This is a genomic window from Mesorhizobium sp. CNPSo 4684 (genome assembly GCF_057784315.1).
On the sequence record NZ_JBWLUX010000037.1, the window covers coordinates 36,080 to 59,979 of the forward strand.

The following is a 23,900-nucleotide window of genomic DNA, read 5'->3' on the forward strand; positions in this document are numbered from 1 at the left end:
CGCTCTGGTGGTCGCGCTGTCCTTCGCCGGGTCTCTCCGGTTGGCGCGCAATATTGCGAAGGTACGGTGCATGGCCTGTCCAGGCACTACGATCTGGACTCAGGCAGCGGGTTTCTTGCCGTACGCGCGCGGCCGAACTCGTCGTCGCGCATGATCGGCCAACTGTTCAACGGCGACCACACCGAAATCTTCGACCGTCGCGGCAACTGGTACCAGATCGATTTCAAGGGCCGGACCGGCTGGGCCAACGAGCGCTGGCTGCGCAACGACTGCGGCTACTGAGAGGCCTCTGAGACGTTTGGGCGCAGGCTGACTGCCACTTTTGCAACCAAATTGGCTGCTTTGCGTTGCGGCCATCATGGATAACAAACCTTTTGAAACGCCCGTCGTGGTCGAACTCGGCCACGTCGGCAAATATCGCCAGATCCGCAGCACCCAGGAAGCGGCGGAGTGTCTGATGACTGTCTGGCCACTCAATCGCGGCCCGCGCCATCGTGATGCTCTCGACACTTGCCTCAAAGTGCTGGAAGGTTATCGTTCGACGGCCGATGCGCGCAGGGCTTTGATCGAAGCGGCCAAGGAATCGGAAGTGCTGGTTCCCGAAGACCGGTTGCCCGACGCCAAATTGCATTGAAAAACCGGCCGCATTGAACGAACGGACGAACCGGAGGATTTCATGGCGAAGCTGACTTACAAGATCGTCGAGCATGACGGGGGCTGGGCCTACAAGGTCGGTTCGACATTCTCGGAGACATTCCCCACCCACCAGGACGCTCTGCGCGCCGCCGAGATCGCCTCGGCCGAGCAGCAGGTCGCCGGCGCGACAGACGGCATCCAGTATGAGGATGCCGACGGCAAGTGGCACGACGAACTGGCCGACGGCCGCGATCGGCCACAGACCGAAGTTTCCGACTAATCCTTGGTTGTTTGATATCGCTGCCGGCCGTGGATGCCTGTTTCAGGCATCCTGCCGGTCAGTCGAGAGTCTGCGTCGATTATTTGCCGCAATACTGATCGTTCACGTTGGGCCTCACATTTCCGTAGGGTCCTGACGGGTCAGAGGCGCACGGCCCGGCAGGACCGGTATAGTCCCGGCTGCCTGAGCCGTCGGCATTGATGCTGCCGGTGGTGCTCTGGTCGACGGTCGAGGACTTCTCGTTACCGAACGGCCACCAGCTGCGATGGTTGGAGGAGGTTCCGTCAGATGATTGAGCCATCGCCGACGTGGCGAGACCGATCGTCAGAACAGATGCTGCGAAAAGTTTCCTGTACATTGAATTACTCCGTATCTGCCGCCTTGGGTGCGACACGGAGTAAATCCGGATATCCGCCGAATGGTTCAGTGAAATTGTCGTGAGGTCGCGGTGATGCCTATGGCAAAAATGCCCGCTCGGCGATGCGCTTGATGAAGGCGATGACGCGGTCCGGCTCGGCGAATTGCGGCATGTGGCCGAGGCCATCGACCGTCTCGGAATCGAGCCCGCCGATCCTGCCCTTCATTGGCTCTCCGTGGATGCGCATGTCGATGACGCGATCGGCTGTACCGAAGAAAATGCCGGCCGGCATGGCGATCTCGCCGTAACGCTGCTCAATGCGGCCAAGATCCTCTTCGACCGCCACGAAATCGGTGGAGGTCGCATGGAAATGGCTTGGCCTCAGCCCGAGCCATCCGCCGCCATTGGCCATGTAGTCGGCGGGAACGGCCTGCGGCGCGAAGATGAACTCCAGGGTCTGCCGCGCATATCGGAGGCTCGTCGGTACAGCGACGGTATAGGCCATGATCCGGCGCCAAAGCCGCGAGCGGATATAGAGCAGGCCCGCCTTCTCGCGCACGCCGGCTTCCAGATGCGTCAGCGGCGCCAGCAAGGCGATGCCGGAAATCGCCCCGGGATGTTCCACCGCCAGGGTCAGCGTGACGGCGCCGCCCAGCGAATGGCCGACCACGAGCGGCCTTTCCAGTCCGAGCGTTTCGATGAAGCGCCTGACGATCTCGGCCTGTTCCGGCAATCGGCCGGTGGCTCCTCTCGCCCGCACCGAATAGCCCGATCCCGGCCGGTCGAGCGCGATCAGCCGGTAGCCGGGGCCAAAGCGGCTAAACAGCGTGTGCCGGAACTGGTGGAGCTGCGCGCCAAGTCCGTGCACGAACACGATCGGCCGCCCCTCGCCCGTTTCGACATAGTGGATGCGGTTGCCGTCGATCTCGACGAACTGTCCGCTGGCCGACACCAGTCTTTCGGCCTTGGCCGCAATCCAGAGCGTCGCCGCCACCAGGCAGGCGACGATGACGAGAGCCAGCAGAAGCAAACCGCCAAGCAGCCACAGCAGAATCCAGCATGTTTCACCCGGGAGCGGACCGGCGCGTACCATCACCCACCGCCGGACGCACGGCAAGGCAGCCTGCCGGCTTCTGACGGCATTGCCGCCCGTCCCATGTCGCGCTATCTCAGGCGATCTTGTCTGCCCAGGCGATCCGTCTGCCCTGAGGCACCTTCCACCGGAGCCTTCCATGCCCGAAATCGTCACTGCCGCCATGCTCGTCATCGGCGACGAGATTCTGTCCGGCCGCACCAAGGACAGGAACATCGGCCACCTCGCCGACATCATGACGGCCATCGGCATCGACCTGAAGGAAGTGCGCATCGTCCCCGACGAGGAGGACGAGATTGTCGCGGCGGTGAATGCCGTGCGCGCTCGATACACCTATGTCTTCACCACCGGCGGGATCGGCCCGACGCATGACGACATCACCGCCGATTCGATCTCCAAGGCCTTTGGTGTTCCATGCGAATACGACGCCAAGGCCTATGCCATGCTGGGCGAGAGCTATGCCGCGCGCGGCATCGAATACACCGAGGCGCGCAAGCGCATGGCACGCATGCCGCGCGGCGCCGACCATATCGACAACCCGGTCTCCGTCGCGCCCGGCTTTCGCATCGGCAATGTCCATGTCATGGCCGGCGTGCCGGCGATCTTCCAAGCCATGCTCGACAATGTCGTGCCGACGCTGAAGGCCGGCACCAAAATGCTGTCGGCCACGGTCCATTGCCCGTTCGGCGAAGGCCTGATCGGCGGTCCCTTGGGCGACATCCAGAAGGCGCATCCTGACACGATCATCGGTTCCTACCCGAAATATGGCGACGGCAAATTCTGGACGGAGCTGGTCGTGCGCGCCCGCAGCCAGGAGGCGCTGGATTCGGCACGTGCCGATGTCGAGGCGATGGTGGCCGGCCTCACTGCCGCCAATTGAACTTGGGCTTCACGGCCCATCGCCGAACCGGAACCAAGCGCCGTACTCTGACGTTTTCCCTGGGGCGCAGCAAGCGCCGGCAGATTTGAGGGATTTCCGATGCGCTTCAAGACCATCGTCGCCATATTGCAGAACGAACAGGATGCCGAGCGCGTGCTCGACTGCGCCATCCCGCTTGCCGACCGGTTTGAAAGCCATCTCATCGGCATTCATGCCGAAGCGCTGCCCGTGCCCTACACTTCCGCCACCGGCTTTCCCGACACCGAGTTCCTGCAGGTCTCCGCCGACATGAATCGCGAGCGCGCCGAAAAACTGCAGGCGCTTTTCCTCGGGCGGATCGAAAAAACGGGCCTTTCCTTCGAATGGCGCAGCCTCGAGAGCTTTTCGGGCGACAGTGCGCTGACCGGCATTTCCAGCGTACGCGCCGCCGATTTGATCATCGCCGCGCAGCGCGAGACCGGCGGCGATCCGAGCGCCGATGTCGACACGCTGGTCTATGATGCCGGCCGGCCGGTGCTGGTGGTGCCGCATGAGGGGCCGCTGGTCACCACATTCAAGCATGTGCTGCTGGCTTGGAACGGCAGCAAGGAAGCGGCACGCGCCGCCTTCGACGCCCTGCCCTTCATCATCGAAGCCGAGAAGACCGATATTCTGGTTATCGATCCGCCGGATACACTGGACGACAATTCGGAGGCCGCCGGCGCGGAGATCGCCGCGGCGCTCTCCCGGCATGGCGCCACCGTCAGTGTTTCGGTGCAGCAGTCGGGCAATGCCTCGATCGATGACGTCATCCAGACCCGGATCGCAGAAACCGGCGCCGACCTTCTGGTGCTCGGCGCCTACAGCCATTCCTGGCTGCGCCAGCTTTTGTTCGGCGGCGTCACGCGAACCGTGTTGCGCACCGTGCCGGTGGCGGCTTTCCTGTCGCGCTAAGCCTACAATCGATGCGGCCCTTGCCAAGACCAAGGCTTTCCAGCTAATTCCGCCCGCATTCCATCGTGACTGCGCGCGGCTTGCGCGCCCTGCGGAGTGCGCGACCATGTCTCTTCCTGAAAAAGCCTTTCCGGTCTCCTGGGACCAGTTCCATCGTGATGCCCGGGCGCTCGCCTGGCGGCTAGCCGGCGCCAACAAGGGTCAGTGGAAAGCCATTGTCTGCATCACCCGCGGCGGGCTTGTTCCCGCGGCCATCATCTCGCGCGAACTTGGCATCCGCGTCATCGAGACGGTCTGCGTGGCCTCCTATCACGACTACACCAGCCAGGGGCAGTTGCAGGTGCTGAAGGAGATCACACCGGCGCTCCTCACCGATGACGGCGTGGGCGTGCTGATCATCGATGACCTCACCGACACCGGCAAGACGGCCGGCATCGTGCGCGCCATGATGCCCAAGGCGCATTTCGCCACGGTTTATGCCAAGCCGAAAGGCCGGCCTTTGGTCGACACCTTCGTCACCGAAGTCAGCCAGGACACCTGGATCTACTTTCCCTGGGATATGGGTTTTACCTACCAGAAGCCGATCGCCGACGATCACGCCGGCTGATTCGCAGCACCCTTTATCCGCCCAAGTGGCAAGGCCCGCGCAGTTTGTTGTGGAAACTAGCGCCGCAAGACACAATATTCTGTTGAATCGACACCTGTTGGCGGATTTTGACGGGTTGGTGTGACGTTTTTTACTTTTATGACTTACACTTCGCCGTAAGACTCGTGTGACGGCAAACGATTCTGAGGGCTGGGGTAGCTTCTCCGATGCTGACGAGACCAACGACGCACAGCCATATGGCCGAAAGGGTCCGGCGACTCTTCGGCACCGCGCCGTGCCGTCTTCAGGTTGCCGCGCTACCCTGGCGCACCACCGAAAACGGCATCGAAATCATGCTGATCACCAGCCGCGACACCGGCCGCTGGGTGCTGCCCAAGGGCTGGCCCGAGGCCAGGGAACCGCTCTGCGAGGCCGCCGCGCGCGAGGCCGGCGAGGAAGCCGGATTGCGCGGCAAGATCTCTCATTTCGAGGCTGGCCGTTACTTCTACGCCAAGGCATTGGCGTCCGGCGAGGAAGTGCCTTGCGAAGTGCTGGTGTTTCCAATGCAGGTCGAGCGCGTCTCCGACCGTTGGAAGGAAAAGCGTGCGCGCACCCGCAAATGGGTCAACGCGGCCGAGGCCGTGCGCATGATCAACGAGCCCGATCTTTGCCAGATCATCGCACATTTCTGTGCCGATCCGGACAAATTCGTCGTTAAAACCTAGCACGACTCCACAGCGGCCGTGCCGTATTCCCATGCGCCAGTATGGGATCTTGCCCATTGATTCCATTCGATGTTTCGCCTGTGGCGGCACCGATCCGACTCCAACTGACATCGACAGATCCCCTCCCCCCTTCCGGGTTACGATTGGTTGCGAGTTGACATGCAGGTATTTACCTGCATATTGTGATTGCAAGATGAGTGAGACCGATGGACGCCGACAAGGTTTTCAAAGCGCTGGGCGACCCGACACGCAGGAAGCTGCTCGATCTTCTGTGCGAGAAGAACGGACAGACGCTGGGCCAGCTTTGCGAGAACCTCGACATGGCGAGGCAATCCGCGACGCAGCACATCGACTTGTTGGAGGCGGCCAATCTGATCAGCACGGTCAAGCGTGGCCGCGAAAAGCTGCATTTCATCAACCCCGTGCCGCTGCACGAAGTCTACGAGCGGTGGGTGCGCAAATTCGAACGGCAGCGGCTGAGCCTGCTGCACGACTTGAAACAGGAACTCGAAGGAGACAACCAATGACCCGGGAAACCACCAGTTTTGTCTATGTGACCTACATCCGCTCGACGCCGCAAAAGGTGTTCGAGGCCATCACCAAGCCCGATATCGCCAAGCGCTACTGGGCCCACGAGAACGTCTCCGACTGGAAGCCGGGTTCGAAATGGGAACACATCCGCGCCAATGACGAGCGCACCGTCGAACTCGTCGGCAAGGTGGTCGAGATCTCGCCGCCGACCCGTCTGGTCATGACCTGGGCCAACGCGTCCCAAGCCGATGACCCGACCAAACAAAGCCGGGTGACCTTCGCCATCGAGGAATATGACGCCATGGTCCGGCTCACCGTCACCCATGATGAGCTCGAAGCCGGCAGCGGCATGGCCAAGGGCATCAGCCAGGGCTGGCCGGCCGTGCTGTCCAGCATGAAGTCCTTCCTCGAAACCGGCAGCGGCATCGACCTGTTCGCCAAGCCGAAATCGGCCTGAAGCAAGCTTCCAGTGGGAGAACGACAATGACCAGACACTTTGCGGGCGGCTGCGCCTGCGGCGCGATCCGCTACGAGGCGAACGGCGAGCCGATCTTTCAGAACCACTGCCAATGCCTCGACTGCCAGAAGCGCAGCGGCACGGGCCATGGCTCCTACGTGACCTTCGGCCGGCGCGCTGACGTAAAGGTCACGGGCGAGCCAAGCACCTGGCGGATGATCGCCGACAGCGGAAACGAGAAGATCCAGGCCTTCTGCCCGACCTGCGGGACGCCGGTATACGTGACCTTCGTCGCCATGCCGGAGGTGACGGCGATCAACACCACCAGCCTCGACGATCCCAGCCAGTTCAACCCGCAGGCCGTCACTTACACCGTTCGGGGCCACGCCTGGGACACGATCGATCCCGTGCTCCAACCATTCGAGAGAATGCCTGGATGAACCAAGCAGAGCCCTATCCCCTCGGATAGGGCTCTGCTTTCAGCTCAGACCACCAAGCCCTTGGTCAGTTCCAGTGCCTGGCGCTCGAACAGGCGGCGGTAGATGCCGCCCTTCAGCCGGATCAGCTCGTCATGCGAGCCTTCCTCGACGATCTTGCCGCGATCGAACACCAGCAGCCTGTCCAACGCTCGCACCGTCGACAGCCGGTGCGCGATGACCAGCGTCGTGCGGCCGACGATCAGCCTCTCCATCGCTTGCTGGATCAGCACTTCCGATTCTGAATCGAGGCTCGATGTCGCCTCGTCCAGGATCAGGATGCGTGCGTCCGCCAGGAAGGCACGCGCGATCGCCACGCGCTGACGCTCGCCGCCCGACAGTTTCACGCCGCGTTCACCGACCAGCGTCCCGTACCCCTTCGGCAGGCTGGTGATGAAGTCATGTGCGCTGGCGAGCTTCGCGGCATGCTCGATCTCGGCCTGCGTGGCGTTCGGCCGGGCATAGGCGATGTTCTCGGCAAGCGAGCGGTGGAACAGGATCGGCTCCTGCTGGACGATGGCGATCTGCGCGCGCAGCGACGCCTGCGCCACCTGAGAGATGTCCTGGCCGTCGATCAGGATCTTGCCGCCGCTGACGTCATAGAGGCGCTGGATCAGCTTGACGAAGGTCGTCTTGCCGGAGCCCGAATGACCGACCAGCCCGACGCGTTCACCGGCCGCGATCTCCACCGAAAAGTCGCGGTAGAGCGGCAGCCGATGACTGCCATAGTGGAAGATGACGTTGTCGAAGCCGATAGCCCCCTGTGTGATCCGGATCGCCCCGGCACCCGGCCGGTCCTCGATGCCAAGCGGTTGCGACTGGAAATCGACCAGTTCCTCCATGTCGTTGATCGAACGCTGCAAATTGCGGATATGCGTGCCGATATCCCTGAGATACCCCTGCAGCACGAAGAACGAGGTCAGCACGAAGGCGACATCGCCGGCGCTCGCCTGGCCCCAGGTCCACAGCATCAGGGACAGACCGATCACCGCCGTCCGCAGCACCAGCAACATGGCGCCTTGCGCGGTGCCGTTGATGGTGCCGCGCACCCAGGTGCGGCGCGTGCGCGCGCGCCATTTGGCAACGACCTTGGCAAGCCGCGTTTCCTCGCGCGTCTCGGCGCCAAAACCCTTGACCACCGCGTTGCAGCTCACCGCATCGGCAAGCGAGCCACCGAGGCGTGTGTCCCAGGTGTTGGCGAGCCGTGCCGCGGGCGCGACATAGCCAAGCGACAGCAGCGCCGTCACCATGATGAACAGCACCGAGCCGACTGCTACGACCAACCCCATCAGCGGCCAGAACCAGCCAAGCAGCAGCGTCGAGCCGATCAGCATGGCGACAGACGGCAAAAGCGCGATCAGGATCGTGTCGTTGAGCAGGTCGAGCGCCCACATGCCGCGCGTGATCTTGCGCACCGTCGATCCGGCAAAGCTGTTGGCGTGCCAGTCGGTGGAGAAGCGCTGCACGCGATGGAACGCGTCGGCGGCGATGTCGGCCATCATCTTGAGGGTCAGCTCGACAATGCCCATGAAAGCAAGGTTGCGCAGCACCACGCCGGTCAGCGCCAGGCCGATGAGCGCGAAGAAGGCTGCCATCGCGGCATTCCACGCGACATCGTCGGCCGCCGCACTGCTGGCGACGGCATCGACCAGTCGGCCGGAATAGAGCGGCGTCAAAACGTCGGCCAGAGTCGACAGCAGGAAGCCGCCCATGATCAGCGAAAGCCGCCACGGCTGGCACCGCCAGTGGCTGAGCGTGAAGCCAAGAACACTGCGAAAGGCGCTTGCGCGCAGATCGATTCGAAAACGAGCCATGATGTCATTCGGGCGCAAACGTGCCCGGTCCCGGTAAGGTCGAAAATTGAAAACCGCGCAGGGCAATTCGCCCGGGGGCTGCGGAGGTTCGGCATAGGTGGCGGCGCGCCCTGGATATCGGGTGGCGACCGGCATCGGCAGAAGCCTGTACTCGGCCCGGCATCGGCGCGAAGGACTGACCCTCGCCGGGCGCCGGGTGAGACCTAGGCTTCGCGGCCTCGCATTACCATGTGAAATACTGCCATTCGGACCTCCCGCAAGACAATTGCGGAGCGGCCCTTATAGAGACGCCCCGGCGGATCGCCAAGACGGGGCGCACGCCCAAAGCGTAACTGGTCCAACCAGTGATGTTATTTTGCAACAACAGATATGGAGGACTGTCACGGCACCACCGAATAAGCCTTCTGGTCGGCGGTCGCGATCGTAACGTCGGTGCTGGATTAGAAGTCGACCAAATCGACTTCCATCAGGTCGCTGAAGTGATGCCGCCCCTGCTCGCCCCCAGGGTTCTCTAACAAAATCAGAGTTCTAGCCGCGATCCCTGAAACGGTTGGTGATGGGATAACGGCGGTCGCGGCCAAAATTCTTCCGGGTGATCTTCACACCCGGCGCCGCCTGCCGGCGTTTGTATTCGGCAATGTAGAGCAAATGTTCGACGCGCGTCACCGTCGCCCGGTCGTGGCCGCGCGCGACAATGTCGTCGACGCCCATCTCGTTTTCGACCAGGCACTCCAGAATGTCGTCCAGCACCGGATAGGGCGGCAGCGAATCCTGGTCGGTCTGGTTCTCGCGCAGCTCCGCCGACGGCGCCTTGTCGATGATGTTTTTCGGGATTACTTCGCCGGACGGCCCGAGCGCACCCGGCGGCACATGGGAGTTGCGCCAGCGCGACAGCGCATAGACCTGCATCTTGTAAAGGTCCTTGATTGGATTGAAGCCGCCATTCATGTCGCCATAGAGCGTGGCATAGCCGACCGACATCTCGCTCTTGTTGCCGGTGGTGACCACCATCGAGCCGAACTTGTTGGAGATCGCCATCAGGATGGTGCCGCGCGCGCGGCTTTGCAGGTTTTCTTCGGTGATGCCTTCCTTGGTGCCTTCGAACAGCTGCGTCAGCGCATGCAGAAAGCCTTCGACCGGCTCGAAGATCGGCACGATGTCATAGCGGCAGCCAAGCGCGCGGGCGCAGTCCTCGGCGTCCTTCAGCGAATCCTTCGAGGTATAGCGGTAGGGCATCATCACCGCGCGTAGCCGCTCCTCGCCGAGCGCATCAACGGCCAATGCGGCGCAGATTGCCGAATCGATACCGCCGGACAGGCCGAGGACGACGTTCTTGAAGCCGTTTTTGTTGACGTAATCGCGCAGGCCCAGCATGCAGGCGCGGTAGTCCGCTTCCTCGCGCTCGGGGATCTTCGACATCGGCCCTTCCGAGCAGACCCAGCCGGCAGAGTTATCTGCATTTTGCGCGCCTGCGGCGACGCGGCTGCGCTTCCAAGTGGTGACGTCGACAGTCTCCTCAAACTGACTCATCTGGAAAGCCAGCGTCTTGTCGGCGCCGATCGCAAAAGAAGCGCCGTCGAAGATCAACTCATCCTGGCCGCCGATCTGATTGGCATAGATCATCGGCAAACCGGTTTCGATGACCTGGCGGATAACGACCTGATGGCGTACGTCCATCTTGGCGCGGTAGTAGGGCGAGCCGTTCGGCACCAGCAGGATTTCCGCTCCGCTTTCAGCCAGGGTTTCACAGATGCCGACGTCGCCCCAGATGTCCTCGCAGATCGGAATTCCGATGCGCACACCACGGAAGTTGACCGGTCCCTGAGCCTCGGGTCCGGCCTGGAAGACGCGCTTCTCGTCGAACTCTCCATAGTTGGGCAAATCGAGCTTGTAGCGCTCGGCCAGGATCTTGCCGCCATCGGCGAAGATGATCGAATTGTGGGTGCCGCTCTTACGCTTCAACGGCGTCCCGATAATGACGCCCGGCCCGCCATCGGCGGTGTCCGCAGCGAAGTCTTGCGCAGCCTTTTCGCAAACCTTGAGGAAGGCCGGCTTCAGCACCAGATCCTCGGGCGGATAACCGGCAAGGAAAAGCTCGGTGAAGAGCACGATGTCGGCGCCCTGGCGGGCCGCATCCGCCCTCGCCTCGCGCGCCTTGGCAAGATTGCCGGCGACATCGCCGACCGTGGGGTTGAGCTGGGCGACAGCGATGCGCAGAATATCGGGAGCGGTCTTCTTGGTCATGCCTGCGGTTTAGCGCGGCAAAATTGCCCCGGCAATGGCGTTCGTTTGGACCAATCCAGACCGATCGAGTTCGATCGTGTCCTGAGGGGCGACAGCCCTACTCGCCCATATATTCGCGCAGCGCTTCCGGTGAATGGTTCTCGCCGATCGACATCGCCAGGATGCGCGAAATGTGCCGGCGCGGCAGGCCGGTCTCTTCAGCCCATCGGTTGATCTGCGCCTGGATCTTGTCGAGATCCCTCTTCGACGTCGGGCTTTCGGCGATGTCGAGGCCGGCGTCACGCAGTGCGGCCGCCATATCGGCCGAGATGACGAAAGCATCCCATTCCAGCCAGCGCAGGAAATATTGGCCGGTGTTGCCGCCGAGCCGGCTGCCGTGCTTGCCGAGATATGCCATCAGCCCGACCTGGTCGTCGGCAGGCCACTCGGCCAGGAACTTGCCGAAGCCGCCATGCTCCTTCGACACGCGCTCGACGAAGGCGGCGTTGTCGCGCACCGACTTGATCTTCTGCGGGTTGCGCACGATGCGCTTGTCGGCCGTCAGATCGTGCCAGAAATCGTCGGGCTGGAACAACAGCCGCTTCGGCTCGAAATGCAGGAACGCTTCCTCGAAACCCGGCCATTTCTGCTCGATGACGCGCCAGACGAAGCCGGCGGCAAACACCCGCTCGGCCATCGTCGACAGGATGCGGTCGTCGGTGATCTTGGCCACGGCGGCGTTGTCGGGCAAAGGCCCGAGCAACTCCGTCAGCACCGCGTCGCCGCCTTTGCGTTTTGCGGCACGGGCACGAATCCTGTGGAAATCAGCCATTGGCTCCCCTGATTTACTTCGGGTAGACGCGGCAATCTACCACTTCCCGTTCGGGCCGGCAGCCTTTAGGTCTAATGCATGTCGCTCAATAGTGGCCCCGGTTTTGAGAGAGCGACATGCATAAAAACAAAGACCTGAAGCGAGTCGCTTGAACGCGCTTTAGACCAGACGCTGATCATGGAGGCGACCATGCATAAGACCGTGCCCGAACTGGCCGACCGCTGGCTGAGGCGAACGCCTGAGGCCCTCAGCGAGCTTGAGCGGCGGGTCTTGCAAAGCACCGTCGACCGCAAGCCGATATCGCAGGACATCAACGACAGCCTCACTGGTCTTCAGGGCGCCGGCGACCGGATCGCCGACGCCATTGCCCGCATCGGCGGCTCGTGGACGTTCATCCTGTCCTTCATCGCCTTCCTGGTTCTCTGGATCGGCGCCAATTGGTGGCTGCTGGGGCGAGACTCGTTCGACCCCTACCCCTTCATCTTCCTCAATCTCGTGCTGTCGATGATCGCCGCCCTGCAGGCGCCGGTGATCATGATGTCGCAGAACCGCCAGGCCGCACGCGATCGCCTCGACGCCGCGCACGACTACGAGGTCAATCTCAAGGCCGAGATCGAGATCATGGCGCTGCATGAAAAACTGGACGAACTGCGCCACAGCCAGATCATCGGCATGCGCGAGGACATGACGCGCCTGGCCGAACAGGTGAGCCGCATCGACGAAAAACTATCGGACCGGCAAACGTCTCAATGACCGGGATCGTCCATCACCTCATCGAGCAATACGGGCTTATCGCGGTTTTCCTGGGCTGTGTCGCCGAAGGCGAAAGCGCGGCCATCCTTGGCGGCTTCTTCGCCCACCAGCATGTCTTCGTCCCTTGGAAGGCTTTCCTCGCGGCCGCCATTGGCGCCTTCGTCGGCGACACGTTCTTCTTCGTCCTCGGCCGCAGCTTCGCCGATCATCCCAGGGTACTGAAACTGAAGGCGCGTCCCGGCTTCAACCACGCCTATCGCCTCGTCTCGTCGCATCCCAACATCTTCGTGCTGTCCAACCGCTACATCTACGGCCTGCGCCTGGTCGGCGGCATCGCGGCCGGCTTCGCCAGCATATCGGTGCCGCGCTTCATCATCCTCAACGCCATCTCGTCGCTGGTTTGGGCGGCCTTGTTCTGCGGCATCGGCTATGTCTTCGGCCTCGGCGCCGAGCAGATGGTCGGCAAGGCGCTGCTCCATCACGAAAGATTGCTGATCGCCCTCGGCATTGGGCTCGCCGTCGCCATCCTTGCCTGGCTCATCGCCCGCACCGTCGCCGGCAAGGAGCGCGCCAAGGACGCTCGCGAGAGCGAAGCCGGCTGAAGCTCAGTCGTCGTCCTCGACCAAAGCGCGGTCGCCGCGGTCGAGGATCAGCGGGATGATCAAATCCTCCTCGTCGGCAAGATGCCGTTTCAGCATGGCGATCAGCCGGCTGTTCTCGTCGGCATAGGCATCGGCGGCGAAGCGCTGTTTGTCCTCGCTCTCCTCGAGCGTGCGGATGAAGGCGTTCGCGGTCTCGGCATTGCGCTCCAGCCCGTCATGGATGGCGTGGTGATCGGCATCGAGTATGTCAAAGCCCCGCTTCAGGCGCGGCTCGGCCTTGGCGAAAGCCGGGAAATATTGATAGTCCTCGACATTGTGGTGGCCGTCGAGATTGCCGAGGAAATGGTTGAGCCGGGGTGCGAACCAGCGCGCGAAATCCGGCGCCGTCAGCCTGCCCTCGCGATAGTCGCCAATGCCGTTGGTGAGCATGCCGCCGAGCTCGCGAAACATGTCGTGCCGCTGCAGCCACATATTGGCGAGGCCATGGACGTTGGTGTGACCCCGCCAGTCTTCGCGCGGGTATTTCTGCGCCAGCCAGCGCAAATCGTCCGGCAGGCCGGCTCGCTCGAGCAGCAGAGAATTGGCGGGGGCGGTCATGTCGGTCTCCTCAGACCATGATCCCGAAAGGTGGATACCGGTTTTCGGAACAGATCATGGTCAGGGTCAGGTCGGGGTGACCGACATATGGGAACGGTTAGATCAGATCGGTAGACCCGTGATGCGCTCGATGATGGCGATGCCCCAGACGCCGGCGACGATGATCACCGAAATCAGCACCGCCAGCGAGCCGCAATCCTTGGCAAGCTGGATGTCGACGTTGAACTCGCGGCTGAAGGCATCGCAGGCCGCTTCGATGCCGGTGTTCAGCACCTCGACCATGATCAAAAGCAGCACGGCGCCGATCAGCAGCGCATAGCCCCGCCACGACACTGAGACGAACCAGCCGAGCGGCAAGGCGAGCACGAGCAGCATCAGTTCCTGCTGGAACGCCTTTTCGCTGGCGGCGAGCTTGCGAAAAGCCCGCACCGAATTGAAGAAAGCATCGATCAGCCGCTGCATTGCCCGCGCATCCCCTTCGAATCACCGGCAGGGGATATCGCAATGGCTGGATCAAGGGAATAAGGCAGCCATACCAAAAATCATTCGTCCGCAACCTTGATGGTCGGCGTCGACCTCTCGAACTGCGGCAGCCCATCGTCGATCGTATAGTAATCGCCCTTGTCGCCGACGAAGATATGGCATTCGCCCTCGAGCCCGGTCGGCCCATCGAACGACCCGGCCAGAACCGAGACGTAGGCATCCTGGCCCGGCTTCCAGAACAGCACCGAGCCACATGTCTTGCAAAAGCCGCGCCGGGCAAACGAAGATGCTTCGTACCAGGTGATATTCTCAGACCCTGTTACGGTGATGTTGTCATCGGCGACGTTGGTTGCGGCGTAAAAATGCCCGCTCTGCTTGCGGCACTGCGAGCAGTGGCAATAGATCACGCCGCGCAGCGGCCCTCGCGTCTGGAAACGCACCGCCCCGCACAGGCAAGATCCGCTGCTGATATCACTCATCCCTGCCCTCCACCGGCCATCGTTCACGGCTTCACCGCCACCGGAGAGGATTTCAGTTTTGCGGCGGCCAGGTACGAGCAAATGCGACACGAGATGGGCGTGTTCGCGCTTCTCCCCTGCAGCCTGAAGTAGAATAGTCGCGTTACCAAGCGGCACATTAAGGAAACTTTAGCGCCAGCGCATTTATGGTCGTTGCCAAGCGAAGGCCGCGATTGGGGACGCGTCCTTCGTAAGATGATCCGAAATACGGCTGGTTCTCCCCCGGTCGGCGACATCTCGCACGCGCAAGTCTGCGATGGTTCCCAGGGGTAGAGTGAACAGAACATGCAGCCGGCAGCCGCCCAGACCGACCGAAACAGCGACATTGCAACAGCTGTTGTGACGACCATGCGCCAGCTCGGCGTGCTTGGTCTGCCGCGCAATTACGAGATCTTCTACGAAGCGCTGAAAGGCACCAATCGCGAACTCAGCCTTGCCGTCGTGGCGCTCGGCAACCGGCCGACGCAGGACGATCTCGACCGCATCGGCCGTGCCTTCTTTGCCCAGCACCATGGTCCAGGCATTGTCGAGCAGGCGCGCGATGTGCTGGCCAGGGAACTCGAGGATATCGCCTTGCTGCTGCGAAGCGAACGCAGTCATATCGAGAAATACGGCAAGATCCTTGATGAGACGTCGAGCGGCCTCGCCAACCGCAGCCTGCTTTCACAGGATCTGCTGCAGAAGGTCGCCAACGCCATGGCGGTCGCCACCAATTCGACCCTCGACCATGGCAGGCAGGTTGCCACCACGCTCAGCGACAAGACGGCGGAACTGGAGAGCGTCAAGTCGAAGCTCGAGGAGTACAAGCGGCTCGCCGACACCGATCCCTTGACCCATATCTGGAACCGCCGCGCCTTCGACAAGCAAATCACCGGGATTTACACCTCCAACAGGGGCATCCTGTTCAACGCGCTGATTCTTGCCGACATCGACCATTTCAAGGACATCAACGACCGCTACGGCCACCCGGTCGGTGACAAGATCATCCAGATCATCGCCGAAATCTTCCAGACCAGCATCCGGGAAGACATGTTCGTTGCCCGCACCGGCGGCGAGGAATTCGCGCTGATCATCGAGGGCGCCAGCGAGGATACCACCTACGAGATCGCCGAACGCATCCGCGTGCTGATCGAACAGACGCCCTTCACCAGCAGCCAGACCGGCACCAATTACGGCACGGTGACCGTTTCCATGGGCATCTGCATGGCGTCCGAGGCCGAAAGCCCGGAAGATCTCTACACCAAGGCGGATCGAGCGCTCTACCGCTCCAAGGTCGGCGGGCGCAACCGCGTCACCAGGCATTCGACAATGGCCGGCCGCACTGGCAAGAACTGGCTGCTCTACAAGAAAGACTGACGCTTCGGCGCACAGCCCTATTCGCGGACGTAGGCAAATTTATCGGGCACGGCATCTTTCCATATGAATTTTCATGGCCTATATTTTCCATGGAAAGAGAGAGGCCATGTCTGTTTCACAACCCGATGCTGCCGCCAAGACGGCCGAAAACGCGGTTTTGACCAAGGCTACGCTGCGCGCTGCCGAGCTGCTGGACATAACCGCCAGGACGCTGGCGTCGATCATCGGCGTCTCGGAAGCTACGGTTTCGCGCATGCGCAGGCAGGAATTCCTGCTCGAGCGCGGCACCAAGCCGTTCGAGCTCGCGGTGCTGTTCGTGCGGCTGTTCCGTTCGCTCGACGCCATTGTCGGCGGTGACGAGGCGATCGCCCGGGCATGGCTCAAGAACACCAACACGGCGTTCGACGGCAGCCCGCTTGAAAAGATCCTCACCATCACCGGGCTTGTCGATGTCATTGCCTATCTGGACTCCCGACGCGCTCTCGTCTGAAGCCGTACGGCTCGACGGCAAATACTGGCGCATGGTCGAGGCGCAGCACCGGGTCTCGACGCTGAAAATCGTCGACACGCTGGACGAACAGGCGCTGATCGAGGATCTGATCGAGGAGACCAAGCCGCAGATCCCCATGGAATGCCGGCATCTCCATTATCTCCTGGCGACGCCCTTTCGCTACGGCTCGATCTACCCTTACGGCTCGCGCTTCCGCCGCGCCGGCCGCACCCTGGGCGTCTATTACGCGGCGGAGACGATCATGACCGCCGTCGCCGAAATGGCCTTCTACCGCTTGCTGTTCTTTGCCGATTCGCCCGACACGCCGTGGCCGCATGACGCCGCCGAATACACCGCTTTCGCCGCCGCGATCCGCACCAACAAAGCTGTCGACTTGACGCGGCCACCGCTTGACCGCGACCAGGCTCAGTGGACGCATCCGACCGACTATGCCGCCTGCCAGGCCATTGCCGACGTTACGCGCGAGGCCGGGCTGGAAGCGATCCGCTACCGCTCGGCGCGTGATCCCAAAGGCGCCAACGTGGCGCTGCTGACATGCCGCGGCTTTGCCAAGGCCAAGCCGCTGGAGCCGCATACCTGGCGCATCCGGCTCGGCTCGTTCGGCGTGCAGGCGATCTGTGAGTTTCCGGAAAGGCGCATCGAGTTTTCCAGAACCGCTTTCGCCAATGATCCCCGGCTCAACCGCCTGCGTTGGGAACGCGGCCGCTGATCAACAAAAAAGCGCCGGATTTCGCCGGCGCTTTTTCTCTTCAGCCTGCAAACAGGTTCAACCGTTGGCTACCTGCTTGTGCTGGACCGGATGGCTCTTCTTCAACAGGTCGGAGACCAGGAACGCCAGCTCGATCGCCTGGTCGGCATTGAGGCGCGGGTCGCAATGCGTGTGGTAGCGGTCCTGCAACTCCTCGGCGGTGATGGCACGCGCCCCGCCGGTGCATTCGGTGACGTTCTTGCCGGTCATCTCGACATGGATGCCGCCCGGGTGCGTGCCCTCGGCGCGATGCACCTCGAAGAAGGTCTGCACTTCCTTGAGGATGCGGTCGAACGGCCGCGTCTTGTAGCCGGCGGCCTCGATCGTGTTGCCGTGCATCGGATCGGACGACCAGACCACGCTGCGGCCTTCCTTCTGCACCGCACGCACCAGCTTCGGCAAATGGTCGGCGACCTTGTCGGAGCCGAAGCGGGCAATCAGCGTCAGCCGGCCCGGCTCGTTCTCCGGATTGAGCAGGTCGATCAGTTCCAGCAAGCCGTCCGGCGTCAGCGACGGACCGCATTTCAAGCCGAGCGGGTTCTTGATGCCGCGGCAATATTCGACATGGGCGTGATCAGGCTGGCGCGTACGGTCGCCGATCCAGATCATGTGGCCCGACGTTGCGTACCAGTCGCCGGACGTCGAATCGACGCGGGTCAGCGCCTCTTCATAGCCAAGCAGCAACGCTTCGTGGCTGGTGTAGAAATCGGTCTCACGCAAGGCGTAGTTGGTCTCCGAGGTGATGCCGACGGCCTTCATGAAATCCATCGTCTCGGTGATGCGGTTGGCGAGCTTGCCATATTTCTCGCCCTGCGGGCTGTCGGAGACGAACCCCAGCATCCAGCTATGCACGTTCTCCAGGCTGGCATAGCCGCCCTGGGCGAAGGCGCGCAACAGGTTGAGCGTCGCCGCCGACTGGCGGTAAGCCATCTCCTGGCGGGCCGGGTCGGGAACGCGCGACTTTGGGTCGAACTCGATGCCGTTGATGATGTCGCCGCGATAGCTCGGCAGCGTCACCTCGCCCTTGGTCTCGTTGTCGGACGAGCGCGGCTTGGCGAACTGGCCGGCAACGCGGCCGACCTTCACCACCGGCTGCGCGCCGGCGAAAGTCAGCACCACCGACATCTGCAGGAAGACGCGGAAGAAGTCGCGGATATTGTCCGCGCCATGCTCAGCGAAGCTCTCGGCGCAATCGCCGCCCTGGAGCAGGAATGCGTCACCGGCAGCGACAGCCGCAAGCTGCTTCTTCAGCTTGCGCGCCTCACCTGCAAAAACCAGCGGCGGAAAGGTGGCGAGCTGGGCTTCCGTGTTCTTCAGCGCGGCAAGGTCCGGATAGGCAGGAACCTGCTTGATCGGCTTTGCTCTCCAAGAATTCGGCGACCATTTCGTCATCGCTGCACCCAAACGCTCTTTCCAGCGAGCTGTTGCCCGCCATTCCCGCCCCATATGGGGATCGCGGCTCCATACACGAAGCCGATTTCCTATTCTAGACCGGAATTCAAGTGCTGGCGAATGGTGGGGAGCGCCATGCCGCGACCCGACGCCGGCATCTTACGTTCCCGACGACTGTGCAATATCGATGCCCTTGGAGCGATCTTCATCGATCTCGCCTCGCCGACCATCGTCTCGCCGCGCAACAATTCTCCATGGATGCCCCATGAATGTGTCAGCCTATCTCGACCGTATGCGCCGCGACCAGGGGTTGTTGACGGTCGACGAAGTGGTCAGCCTGTCGGAGCGACGCAACGTGATCTACGACCCTTACTCCACGCTGATTTCGGCACGCGCAATGATCGGCCACGGCAACATTTTCTTCCCCGGTGTCTATCTGCTTTGCACCGAAGCTGCCGCGCTGGAAGTCGGCGACGCTAACATCTTCCACGCCAACACGCTGTTCGAAGCAGCCACAGGCGTTATCCGCGTCGGCTCACTTAACCAGTTCGGCGAAGGCGGCTTCACCGCCAAAGCCAACAGGCCAGGAGCCCTAATCGAAATCGGCAATGAAGGCCGCTACCTCAACGGCGCGGCGGTGTTCGGCGAGACGGTGCTCGGTTCGGGCAGCCAGCTTCTCGGCGCGATCACGGTTGACAGCTGCCGGCTGGAACCGGGCGGTAGTTTTCGCGAGTCCGATCCCGATCGCCGGGCCGGGGTGCTGAAAGGCGCCGGGACCGCACGCGGCATTACGGTACCTGCCGGACAGGTCATCGTCAGCGCCGGCACGTTCTCGGAATCCGACCTGCAGCCGCAGTCGAATTTCCATCCGAAAGCTTAAGCCGCCTTGTCCACCAGCCGCGCCAATTGCGTCATGACGACCGCCGAGCCGGCCAGACGCTTCTCGGCTGTCGGCCAGTCGCGGATGAAGACGACGCTGTGGTCGGCCCTGATCTTGGCCAGCGAGCCCTGCTCGCCGATGTATTTGACCAGCCCGACCGGGTTGGAGAACTCGCGCTTGCGGAAATGGATCACGACGCCCTTGGGGCCGGCATCGAGCTTTTCGACATTGGCCTTGCGGCAGAGCGCCTTGATGAAGACGATCTTGAGCAGATGCTTCACCTCCTCCGGCAGCGGGCCGAAACGATCGATCAGCTCGGCGCCGAAAGCGTCGATTTCGTCGGTATTTTCGAGATCGCCGAGGCGGCGGTAGAGCGCCAACCGGAGCTGCAGGTCCGGCACATAGCTTTCCGGTATCATCACCGCGGTGCCGACGGCAATCTGCGGCGACCATCCGCCATCCTGCACCTCGCCGGAATCCTTCACCTCGGCGACTGCCTCCTCCAGCATCTGCTGGTAGAGTTCGAAGCCGACCTCCTTGATGTGGCCGGACTGTTCTTCGCCAAGAAGATTGCCGGCGCCACGGATGTCGAGGTCGTGGCTGGCCAATTGGAAGCCGGCGCCGAGCGTGTCCAGCGACTGCAGCACTTTCAGCCGGCGCTCGGCCGTGTCGGTGAGCTTGCGGTTGGCGGGCAGCGTGAACAGCGCATAGGCGCGAACTTTCGAGCGGCCGACACGGCCGCGCAGCTGATAGAGCTGCGACAGGCCGAACATGTCGGCGCGATGGATGATCAGCGTGTTGGCGGTCGGGATATCCAGCCCGGATTCGACAATGGTCGTCGACAAAAGCACGTCGTATTGGCCGTCATAGAAGGCGTTCATGATGTCGTCGAGCTCGCCGGGCGGCATCTGGCCGTGGGCCACCGCGACTTTCAGCTCAGGCACGGATTCCCGCAGGAAATCATGGATTTCGGCGAGATCGCTGATGCGCGGCACGACATAGAAGGAATGGCCGCCGCGATAGCGCTCGCGCAGCAGCGTTTCGCGGATCACCAACGGATCGAAGGGCGAGATGAAGGTGCGCACCGCCATGCGGTCGACCGGCGGCGTGGCGATCAGCGACAGTTCGCGCACGCCGGTCAAGGCGAGCTGCAAGGTGCGCGGGATCGGCGTCGCCGACAGCGTCAGCACATGGACATCGGTCTTGAGGTCCTTCAGCCGTTCCTTGTGCTTGACGCCAAAGTGCTGCTCCTCGTCGATGATCAAGAGGCCGAGATTCTTGAACGAGATCGCCGAGCCCAGCAGCGCATGGGTGCCGATGACGATGTCGACTTGGCCCTCGGCGATGCCTTTCTTGGTTTCCGCCAGTTCCTTGGCGCCGACCAGACGTGAAGCCTGGGCGACGCGGATCGGCAGGCCGGAGAAGCGCTGCGAAAACGTCTTGAAATGCTGACGCGACAACAACGTCGTCGGCACGACGACCGCCACCTGAAACCCTTCCATCGCCGCGATGAAGGCCGCGCGCAGCGCCACCTCGGTCTTGCCGAAGCCGACATCGCCGCAGATCAGCCGATCCATCGGCTTGCCGGCGCCGAGATCGTCCATGACGGAATCGATCGCGCCCTGCTGGTCGTCGGTCTCCTCATAGGGGAAGCGCGCCGAGAACTCGCCATAGAGCCCTTCCGCCGGCACCATGGCGGGGGCCGAGCGCATCTGCCGCTCGGCGGCGATGCGGATCAGCTGCCCAGCCATGTCGAGCAGCCGTTTCTTCAGCCGCGCCTTGCGCGATTGCCAGGCGCCGCCGCCGAGCTTGTCGAGTGAGGCTTCGGCCGAATCCGAACCATAGCGCGACAGAAGCTCGATGTTTTCCACCGGCAGGAACAGCCGGTCGTCGCCGGCATAGTGGATCTCCAGGCAGTCATGCGGCGCGCCGACCGCCTCGATGGTGCGCAGGCCGATGAAGCGGCCGATGCCGTGGTCGGTGTGAACGACGATATCGCCGGCCGACAGCGACGAAGCCTCGGCAATGAAGTCGGACGCGCGCTTCTTGCGCTTGGAACGGCGGATCAGCCGGTCGCCGAGAATGTCCTGCTCGGCGATGACGACCAGCTGTTCGGTCTCGAAGCCGGATTCCAATGGCAGCACCGCAAGTGCGGCCTGTCCGGGCTCGAGCTTTTCAACCTCGGCCAGCGTCGCCACCGGCACGAGATTGCTGAGATGATGCTCGGCCAGGATCTGGCCCAGACGGTCAAGCGAACCTTCCGTCCAGCCGGCGACAATGACGCGGCGGCGCGCCGCGCGCTCGTCTGCAATGTGCTTCACGACAACGTCGAAGACATTGGCGTTGGGGTCGGCGCGCTCCTCGGCAAAACTGCGGCCATGGCGCGAACCGCCATGGAAGACCTTTTTGGCGCCGACGTCAGGCGCATCGAAGGCAGTGAAGTCGATGGCTTCGCGCGGTCCGAGCGACGCGACGAGGTTTTCCGGCGAGAGATAGAGCAAGTCCGGCGCCACCGGCTTGTAGGGCACGGCATCCTTCAAGGCGGCATCCGCTTGTTTGCGGCGCGCTTCGTAGTGATCGAGGATCAGCGTATGGCGTTCCGCCAGCGCCTCATGCGCCAGATGGTCGAAGATGACGGGCGCATTCGGCAGATAGTCGAACACGGTCTCCAGCCGCTCGTAGAAGAGCGGCAGCCAATGCTCCATGCCGGCAAAGCGCCGGCCCTCGCTGACGGCTGCATAGAGCCCGTCGTCGCGCTGCGGCGCGCCGAAGGCCTCGATATAGGAGCGGCGAAAGCGGCTGATGGTTTCCGGCGTCAGCGCCACTTCGCTCATCGCTTGCAGCGCCATCGACTTGCGCTGGCCGGTGGTGCGCTGGGTGGCGGCGTCGAAGACGCGGATCGATTCCAGCGTGTCGCCGAAGAAGTCGAGGCGCAGCGCCTCAGTCCAGCCGGGCGCGTAGAGGTCGAGGATGCCGCCGCGCACCGCGAACTCGCCGATACCGCGCACCGTCGGCACCCGCTCGAAGCCGGAAATCTCCAGCCGCGACACCAGCGCGTTCATGTCGATCTGGTTGCCGGGCTTTGCGTGAAAGGTCTGCGCTTCGACCAGATCGGCCGGCGGGATGCGCTGCAGCAAGGCATTGGCCGTGGTCAGGATCACCGCGCGATGCGGTTTTTTCGCCAGCGCGATCATCGCCGTCAGCGCATCGAGCCGCTTGGCGGCGGCGTCCGAACCGGGCGAGACGCGGTCGTAAGGCAGACAGTCCCAGGCCGGCAGCTCCAGCACCGGGAGGCCGGGCGAAGCGAAAGTCAGTGCTTCCGTGATCGCCGGCAGGCGCTGGCCGTCGCGCGCCACGAACAGCACAGGCTTGTCGGGCGCGATCTCATGGATCGCCTGCACGAGCGCAAAGGCTTCGTAGCCGTCGGCGACGCCATCGACAATGAACTGGCCGGCGCGGCCTTTCGGCAGACCGATTTTGGGAATGAGGCTCATGATTGCACGGTCTTGGTTGTCGCAATTCCGGACGGAAAACCGCTTCGCACTTTTCCTGGAATTGCTTGTGTTCAGAATGTCATGGTCCGGCGCGATGCCAGGATCTTTTGCAGGACAGCACAGTCGATATCCCCGGGAACCGGGCGTTCGCCGGTGACCATGGGCAGGAATTCGGTGTCGGGAATGTCGAGGAGCCTTTCATATTGGTCGATTTCGTCGCCGGTCAAGGCGCCGATCTCGTTGTCGGCAAAGGTGCCGAGGATAAGGTCCATCTCGCGCATGCCGCGATGCCAGGAGCGGAACAACAACCTGCGACGCCTGATATCCAGCCCCTCGCTTGATCGTTTCGTCCCGGTCATCGTGCCGCATCCTCACTTGGTGCGGCGCATATAGCGTGGATAGAGGGCGGTGTCAGCCTTGCAACAGGCTCGTGTCTGTCTAACATCCCGGCGTGACGAACATTCCTGACAACATCGGTGCGAGCACCCCCCTCTGTCCTGCCGGACATCTCCCCCTCAAGGGGGGAGATTGGCTATCGCGACCGGTTTTGCCAATCTCCAATATTGCAAGATGGGCGGTGCGGCCAAAACTGCTAATCTCCCCCCTTGAGGGCAGGGGAATCGCAGATAAGTTGATTGGCTCTTGCCAAGTAGGAAAAGAGGGATTCTTGAGAGGCTTTCTCGCTACAGAGGAGGCCGCGGTGCCGTTGATTATGTCTATCCTGCGAGAGGTTCGAGATCCG

Annotated in this window: 27 protein-coding genes; 16 read left to right on the forward strand and 11 right to left on the reverse strand. The window is 62.6% G+C overall.

Features of this window, described 5'->3' with window-relative positions; genetic code table 11:
• Window positions 1-66: 66 nt before the first annotated feature.
• From AC04SG_RS27530 to AC04SG_RS27540, 3 genes are all read left to right on the forward strand, one after another.
• Window positions 67-282, forward strand: a complete 216-nt coding sequence (locus tag AC04SG_RS27530; protein ID WP_488553616.1) for an SH3 domain-containing protein — start codon at window positions 67-69, stop codon at window positions 280-282.
• Between the two features lie 73 nt (window positions 283-355).
• Window positions 356-634 carry a DUF982 domain-containing protein gene (locus tag AC04SG_RS27535; RefSeq protein ID WP_032891817.1) on the forward strand — a complete coding sequence of 93 codons (279 nt, stop codon included), beginning with the start codon at window positions 356-358 and terminating at the stop codon, window positions 632-634.
• A 42-nt stretch (window positions 635-676) separates the two neighbouring features.
• Window positions 677-916 (forward strand): DUF2188 domain-containing protein, encoded by a 240-nt coding sequence (locus AC04SG_RS27540; protein WP_112567278.1) that lies wholly within the window; start codon window positions 677-679, stop codon window positions 914-916.
• 79 nt (window positions 917-995) lie between these two features.
• Here AC04SG_RS27540 and AC04SG_RS27545 read toward each other — a convergent pair whose 3' ends face one another.
• Both AC04SG_RS27545 and AC04SG_RS27550 read right to left on the reverse strand, forming a co-directional pair.
• Window positions 996-1,274, reverse strand: a complete 279-nt coding sequence (locus tag AC04SG_RS27545) for a hypothetical protein (RefSeq protein WP_488553617.1) — start codon at window positions 1,272-1,274, stop codon at window positions 996-998.
• Between the two features lie 97 nt (window positions 1,275-1,371).
• A complete protein-coding gene (locus AC04SG_RS27550; RefSeq protein ID WP_488553618.1) occupies window positions 1,372-2,367 on the reverse strand; it encodes an alpha/beta fold hydrolase in 996 nt (331 codons plus the stop codon).
• 139 nt (window positions 2,368-2,506) lie between these two features.
• Between AC04SG_RS27550 and AC04SG_RS27555 the strand changes: the two genes are divergently transcribed.
• The 7 genes from AC04SG_RS27555 to AC04SG_RS27585 all read left to right on the forward strand — a co-directional run bounded on the left by AC04SG_RS27555 (window position 2,507) and on the right by AC04SG_RS27585 (window position 6,919).
• The gene (locus tag AC04SG_RS27555; protein ID WP_488553619.1) at window positions 2,507-3,247 is read left to right on the forward strand and encodes a competence/damage-inducible protein A; all 741 of its coding nucleotides are present in this window, start codon (window positions 2,507-2,509) and stop codon (window positions 3,245-3,247) included.
• A gap of 99 nt (window positions 3,248-3,346) precedes the next feature.
• On the forward strand, window positions 3,347-4,180 hold the full coding sequence (locus AC04SG_RS27560) for a universal stress protein (RefSeq protein WP_488553620.1): 834 nt from the start codon (window positions 3,347-3,349) through the stop codon (window positions 4,178-4,180).
• Between the two features lie 106 nt (window positions 4,181-4,286).
• A complete protein-coding gene (gpt, locus tag AC04SG_RS27565) occupies window positions 4,287-4,787 on the forward strand; it encodes a xanthine phosphoribosyltransferase (protein ID WP_112567259.1) in 501 nt (166 codons plus the stop codon).
• Window positions 4,788-4,993: 206 nt separating this feature from the next.
• Window positions 4,994-5,491, forward strand: coding sequence for an NUDIX hydrolase (locus AC04SG_RS27570; RefSeq protein WP_477351501.1), 498 nt, complete (start codon window positions 4,994-4,996; stop codon window positions 5,489-5,491).
• Window positions 5,492-5,697: 206 nt separating this feature from the next.
• Window positions 5,698-6,018 (forward strand): ArsR/SmtB family transcription factor, encoded by a 321-nt coding sequence (locus tag AC04SG_RS27575; protein ID WP_112567254.1) that lies wholly within the window; start codon window positions 5,698-5,700, stop codon window positions 6,016-6,018.
• Complete coding sequence (locus tag AC04SG_RS27580) at window positions 6,015-6,479, forward strand: SRPBCC family protein (protein ID WP_192251097.1); 465 nt, start codon at window positions 6,015-6,017, stop codon at window positions 6,477-6,479. The genes AC04SG_RS27575 and AC04SG_RS27580 overlap by 4 nt, the downstream gene beginning before the upstream one ends.
• 26 nt (window positions 6,480-6,505) lie before the next feature.
• The gene (locus tag AC04SG_RS27585; protein WP_488553621.1) at window positions 6,506-6,919 is read left to right on the forward strand and encodes a GFA family protein; all 414 of its coding nucleotides are present in this window, start codon (window positions 6,506-6,508) and stop codon (window positions 6,917-6,919) included.
• A gap of 44 nt (window positions 6,920-6,963) precedes the next feature.
• Here the strand turns inward: AC04SG_RS27585 and AC04SG_RS27590 are convergent, their stop codons facing one another.
• The 3 genes from AC04SG_RS27590 to AC04SG_RS27600 form a co-directional block, all read right to left on the reverse strand.
• Window positions 6,964-8,769 (reverse strand): ABC transporter ATP-binding protein, encoded by a 1,806-nt coding sequence (locus AC04SG_RS27590; RefSeq protein WP_488553622.1) that lies wholly within the window; start codon window positions 8,767-8,769, stop codon window positions 6,964-6,966.
• A 528-nt stretch (window positions 8,770-9,297) separates the two neighbouring features.
• Complete coding sequence (locus AC04SG_RS27595; RefSeq protein ID WP_488553623.1) at window positions 9,298-11,013, reverse strand: NAD+ synthase; 1,716 nt, start codon at window positions 11,011-11,013, stop codon at window positions 9,298-9,300.
• Window positions 11,014-11,110: 97 nt separating this feature from the next.
• Window positions 11,111-11,824, reverse strand: a complete 714-nt coding sequence (locus tag AC04SG_RS27600) for a DNA-3-methyladenine glycosylase I (protein ID WP_488553624.1) — start codon at window positions 11,822-11,824, stop codon at window positions 11,111-11,113.
• Window positions 11,825-12,013: 189 nt separating this feature from the next.
• Between AC04SG_RS27600 and AC04SG_RS27605 the strand changes: the two genes are divergently transcribed.
• Window positions 12,014-12,577 carry a DUF1003 domain-containing protein gene (locus AC04SG_RS27605; protein ID WP_488553625.1) on the forward strand — a complete coding sequence of 188 codons (564 nt, stop codon included), beginning with the start codon at window positions 12,014-12,016 and terminating at the stop codon, window positions 12,575-12,577.
• Window positions 12,574-13,179: a DedA family protein gene (locus tag AC04SG_RS27610; RefSeq protein ID WP_488553626.1), complete on the forward strand. Its 606-nt coding sequence runs from the start codon at window positions 12,574-12,576 to the stop codon at window positions 13,177-13,179. The genes AC04SG_RS27605 and AC04SG_RS27610 overlap by 4 nt, the downstream gene beginning before the upstream one ends.
• 3 nt (window positions 13,180-13,182) lie before the next feature.
• Here the strand turns inward: AC04SG_RS27610 and AC04SG_RS27615 are convergent, their stop codons facing one another.
• The 3 genes from AC04SG_RS27615 to AC04SG_RS27625 form a co-directional block, all read right to left on the reverse strand.
• The gene (locus AC04SG_RS27615) at window positions 13,183-13,776 is read right to left on the reverse strand and encodes a hemerythrin domain-containing protein (protein ID WP_488553627.1); all 594 of its coding nucleotides are present in this window, start codon (window positions 13,774-13,776) and stop codon (window positions 13,183-13,185) included.
• Between the two features lie 102 nt (window positions 13,777-13,878).
• The gene (locus AC04SG_RS27620; protein WP_112392261.1) at window positions 13,879-14,238 is read right to left on the reverse strand and encodes a diacylglycerol kinase; all 360 of its coding nucleotides are present in this window, start codon (window positions 14,236-14,238) and stop codon (window positions 13,879-13,881) included.
• An 80-nt stretch (window positions 14,239-14,318) separates the two neighbouring features.
• Window positions 14,319-14,738, reverse strand: coding sequence for a GFA family protein (locus AC04SG_RS27625; protein ID WP_436260152.1), 420 nt, complete (start codon window positions 14,736-14,738; stop codon window positions 14,319-14,321).
• Between the two features lie 324 nt (window positions 14,739-15,062).
• Between AC04SG_RS27625 and AC04SG_RS27630 the strand changes: the two genes are divergently transcribed.
• The 3 genes from AC04SG_RS27630 to AC04SG_RS27640 all read left to right on the forward strand — a co-directional run bounded on the left by AC04SG_RS27630 (window position 15,063) and on the right by AC04SG_RS27640 (window position 17,353).
• On the forward strand, window positions 15,063-16,133 hold the full coding sequence (locus AC04SG_RS27630; RefSeq protein WP_112567235.1) for a GGDEF domain-containing protein: 1,071 nt from the start codon (window positions 15,063-15,065) through the stop codon (window positions 16,131-16,133).
• Window positions 16,134-16,239: 106 nt separating this feature from the next.
• Window positions 16,240-16,623 (forward strand): antitoxin Xre/MbcA/ParS toxin-binding domain-containing protein, encoded by a 384-nt coding sequence (locus AC04SG_RS27635; RefSeq protein ID WP_488553628.1) that lies wholly within the window; start codon window positions 16,240-16,242, stop codon window positions 16,621-16,623.
• Window positions 16,583-17,353, forward strand: coding sequence for an RES family NAD+ phosphorylase (locus tag AC04SG_RS27640; RefSeq protein ID WP_488553629.1), 771 nt, complete (start codon window positions 16,583-16,585; stop codon window positions 17,351-17,353). Before AC04SG_RS27635 ends, AC04SG_RS27640 begins: the two co-directional genes overlap by 41 nt.
• A 57-nt stretch (window positions 17,354-17,410) precedes the next feature.
• Here the strand turns inward: AC04SG_RS27640 and AC04SG_RS27645 are convergent, their stop codons facing one another.
• Entirely contained in the window at window positions 17,411-18,784 is a 1,374-nt protein-coding gene (locus AC04SG_RS27645; RefSeq protein WP_488553630.1) for a class II 3-deoxy-7-phosphoheptulonate synthase, read from the reverse strand.
• A gap of 265 nt (window positions 18,785-19,049) precedes the next feature.
• Between AC04SG_RS27645 and AC04SG_RS27650 the strand changes: the two genes are divergently transcribed.
• Complete coding sequence (locus tag AC04SG_RS27650; protein WP_488553631.1) at window positions 19,050-19,664, forward strand: AraC family transcriptional regulator; 615 nt, start codon at window positions 19,050-19,052, stop codon at window positions 19,662-19,664.
• Here AC04SG_RS27650 and mfd read toward each other — a convergent pair.
• A complete protein-coding gene (gene mfd, locus AC04SG_RS27655) occupies window positions 19,661-23,158 on the reverse strand; it encodes a transcription-repair coupling factor (protein WP_488553632.1) in 3,498 nt (1,165 codons plus the stop codon). The genes AC04SG_RS27650 and mfd overlap by 4 nt on opposite strands.
• 71 nt (window positions 23,159-23,229) lie before the next feature.
• Window positions 23,230-23,517, reverse strand: coding sequence for an FAD assembly factor SdhE (locus tag AC04SG_RS27660; protein WP_488553633.1), 288 nt, complete (start codon window positions 23,515-23,517; stop codon window positions 23,230-23,232).
• Window positions 23,518-23,900 lie beyond the last annotated feature (383 nt).

Excerpts from the sequence above, each read along its gene's own strand:
- AC04SG_RS27540 (WP_112567278.1), top strand. The coding sequence starts at position 677 with ATGGCGAAGCTGACTTACAAGATCGTCGAGCATGACGGGGGCTGGGCC.
- AC04SG_RS27580 (WP_192251097.1), top strand. The coding sequence starts at position 6,015 with ATGACCCGGGAAACCACCAGTTTTGTCTATGTGACCTACATCCGCTCG.
- AC04SG_RS27595 (WP_488553623.1), bottom strand. The coding sequence starts at position 11,013 with ATGACCAAGAAGACCGCTCCCGATATTCTGCGCATCGCTGTCGCCCAG.
- AC04SG_RS27590 (WP_488553622.1), bottom strand. The coding sequence starts at position 8,769 with ATGGCTCGTTTTCGAATCGATCTGCGCGCAAGCGCCTTTCGCAGTGTT.
- AC04SG_RS27625 (WP_436260152.1), bottom strand. The coding sequence starts at position 14,738 with ATGAGTGATATCAGCAGCGGATCTTGCCTGTGCGGGGCGGTGCGTTTC.
- AC04SG_RS27610 (WP_488553626.1), top strand. The coding sequence starts at position 12,574 with ATGACCGGGATCGTCCATCACCTCATCGAGCAATACGGGCTTATCGCG.
- gpt (WP_112567259.1), top strand. The coding sequence starts at position 4,287 with ATGTCTCTTCCTGAAAAAGCCTTTCCGGTCTCCTGGGACCAGTTCCAT.
- AC04SG_RS27645 (WP_488553630.1), bottom strand. The coding sequence starts at position 18,784 with ATGACGAAATGGTCGCCGAATTCTTGGAGAGCAAAGCCGATCAAGCAG.
- AC04SG_RS27615 (WP_488553627.1), bottom strand. The coding sequence starts at position 13,776 with ATGACCGCCCCCGCCAATTCTCTGCTGCTCGAGCGAGCCGGCCTGCCG.
- AC04SG_RS27620 (WP_112392261.1), bottom strand. The coding sequence starts at position 14,238 with ATGCAGCGGCTGATCGATGCTTTCTTCAATTCGGTGCGGGCTTTTCGC.
- AC04SG_RS27560 (WP_488553620.1), top strand. The coding sequence starts at position 3,347 with ATGCGCTTCAAGACCATCGTCGCCATATTGCAGAACGAACAGGATGCC.
- AC04SG_RS27555 (WP_488553619.1), top strand. The coding sequence starts at position 2,507 with ATGCCCGAAATCGTCACTGCCGCCATGCTCGTCATCGGCGACGAGATT.
- AC04SG_RS27605 (WP_488553625.1), top strand. The coding sequence starts at position 12,014 with ATGCATAAGACCGTGCCCGAACTGGCCGACCGCTGGCTGAGGCGAACG.
- AC04SG_RS27575 (WP_112567254.1), top strand. The coding sequence starts at position 5,698 with ATGGACGCCGACAAGGTTTTCAAAGCGCTGGGCGACCCGACACGCAGG.
- AC04SG_RS27570 (WP_477351501.1), top strand. The coding sequence starts at position 4,994 with ATGCTGACGAGACCAACGACGCACAGCCATATGGCCGAAAGGGTCCGG.
- AC04SG_RS27600 (WP_488553624.1), bottom strand. The coding sequence starts at position 11,824 with ATGGCTGATTTCCACAGGATTCGTGCCCGTGCCGCAAAACGCAAAGGC.
- AC04SG_RS27635 (WP_488553628.1), top strand. The coding sequence starts at position 16,240 with ATGTCTGTTTCACAACCCGATGCTGCCGCCAAGACGGCCGAAAACGCG.
- AC04SG_RS27660 (WP_488553633.1), bottom strand. The coding sequence starts at position 23,517 with ATGACCGGGACGAAACGATCAAGCGAGGGGCTGGATATCAGGCGTCGC.
- AC04SG_RS27650 (WP_488553631.1), top strand. The coding sequence starts at position 19,050 with ATGAATGTGTCAGCCTATCTCGACCGTATGCGCCGCGACCAGGGGTTG.
- AC04SG_RS27640 (WP_488553629.1), top strand. The coding sequence starts at position 16,583 with ATGTCATTGCCTATCTGGACTCCCGACGCGCTCTCGTCTGAAGCCGTA.
- AC04SG_RS27550 (WP_488553618.1), bottom strand. The coding sequence starts at position 2,367 with ATGGTACGCGCCGGTCCGCTCCCGGGTGAAACATGCTGGATTCTGCTG.
- mfd (WP_488553632.1), bottom strand. The coding sequence starts at position 23,158 with ATGAGCCTCATTCCCAAAATCGGTCTGCCGAAAGGCCGCGCCGGCCAG.
- AC04SG_RS27545 (WP_488553617.1), bottom strand. The coding sequence starts at position 1,274 with ATGTACAGGAAACTTTTCGCAGCATCTGTTCTGACGATCGGTCTCGCC.
- AC04SG_RS27630 (WP_112567235.1), top strand. The coding sequence starts at position 15,063 with ATGCAGCCGGCAGCCGCCCAGACCGACCGAAACAGCGACATTGCAACA.
- AC04SG_RS27585 (WP_488553621.1), top strand. The coding sequence starts at position 6,506 with ATGACCAGACACTTTGCGGGCGGCTGCGCCTGCGGCGCGATCCGCTAC.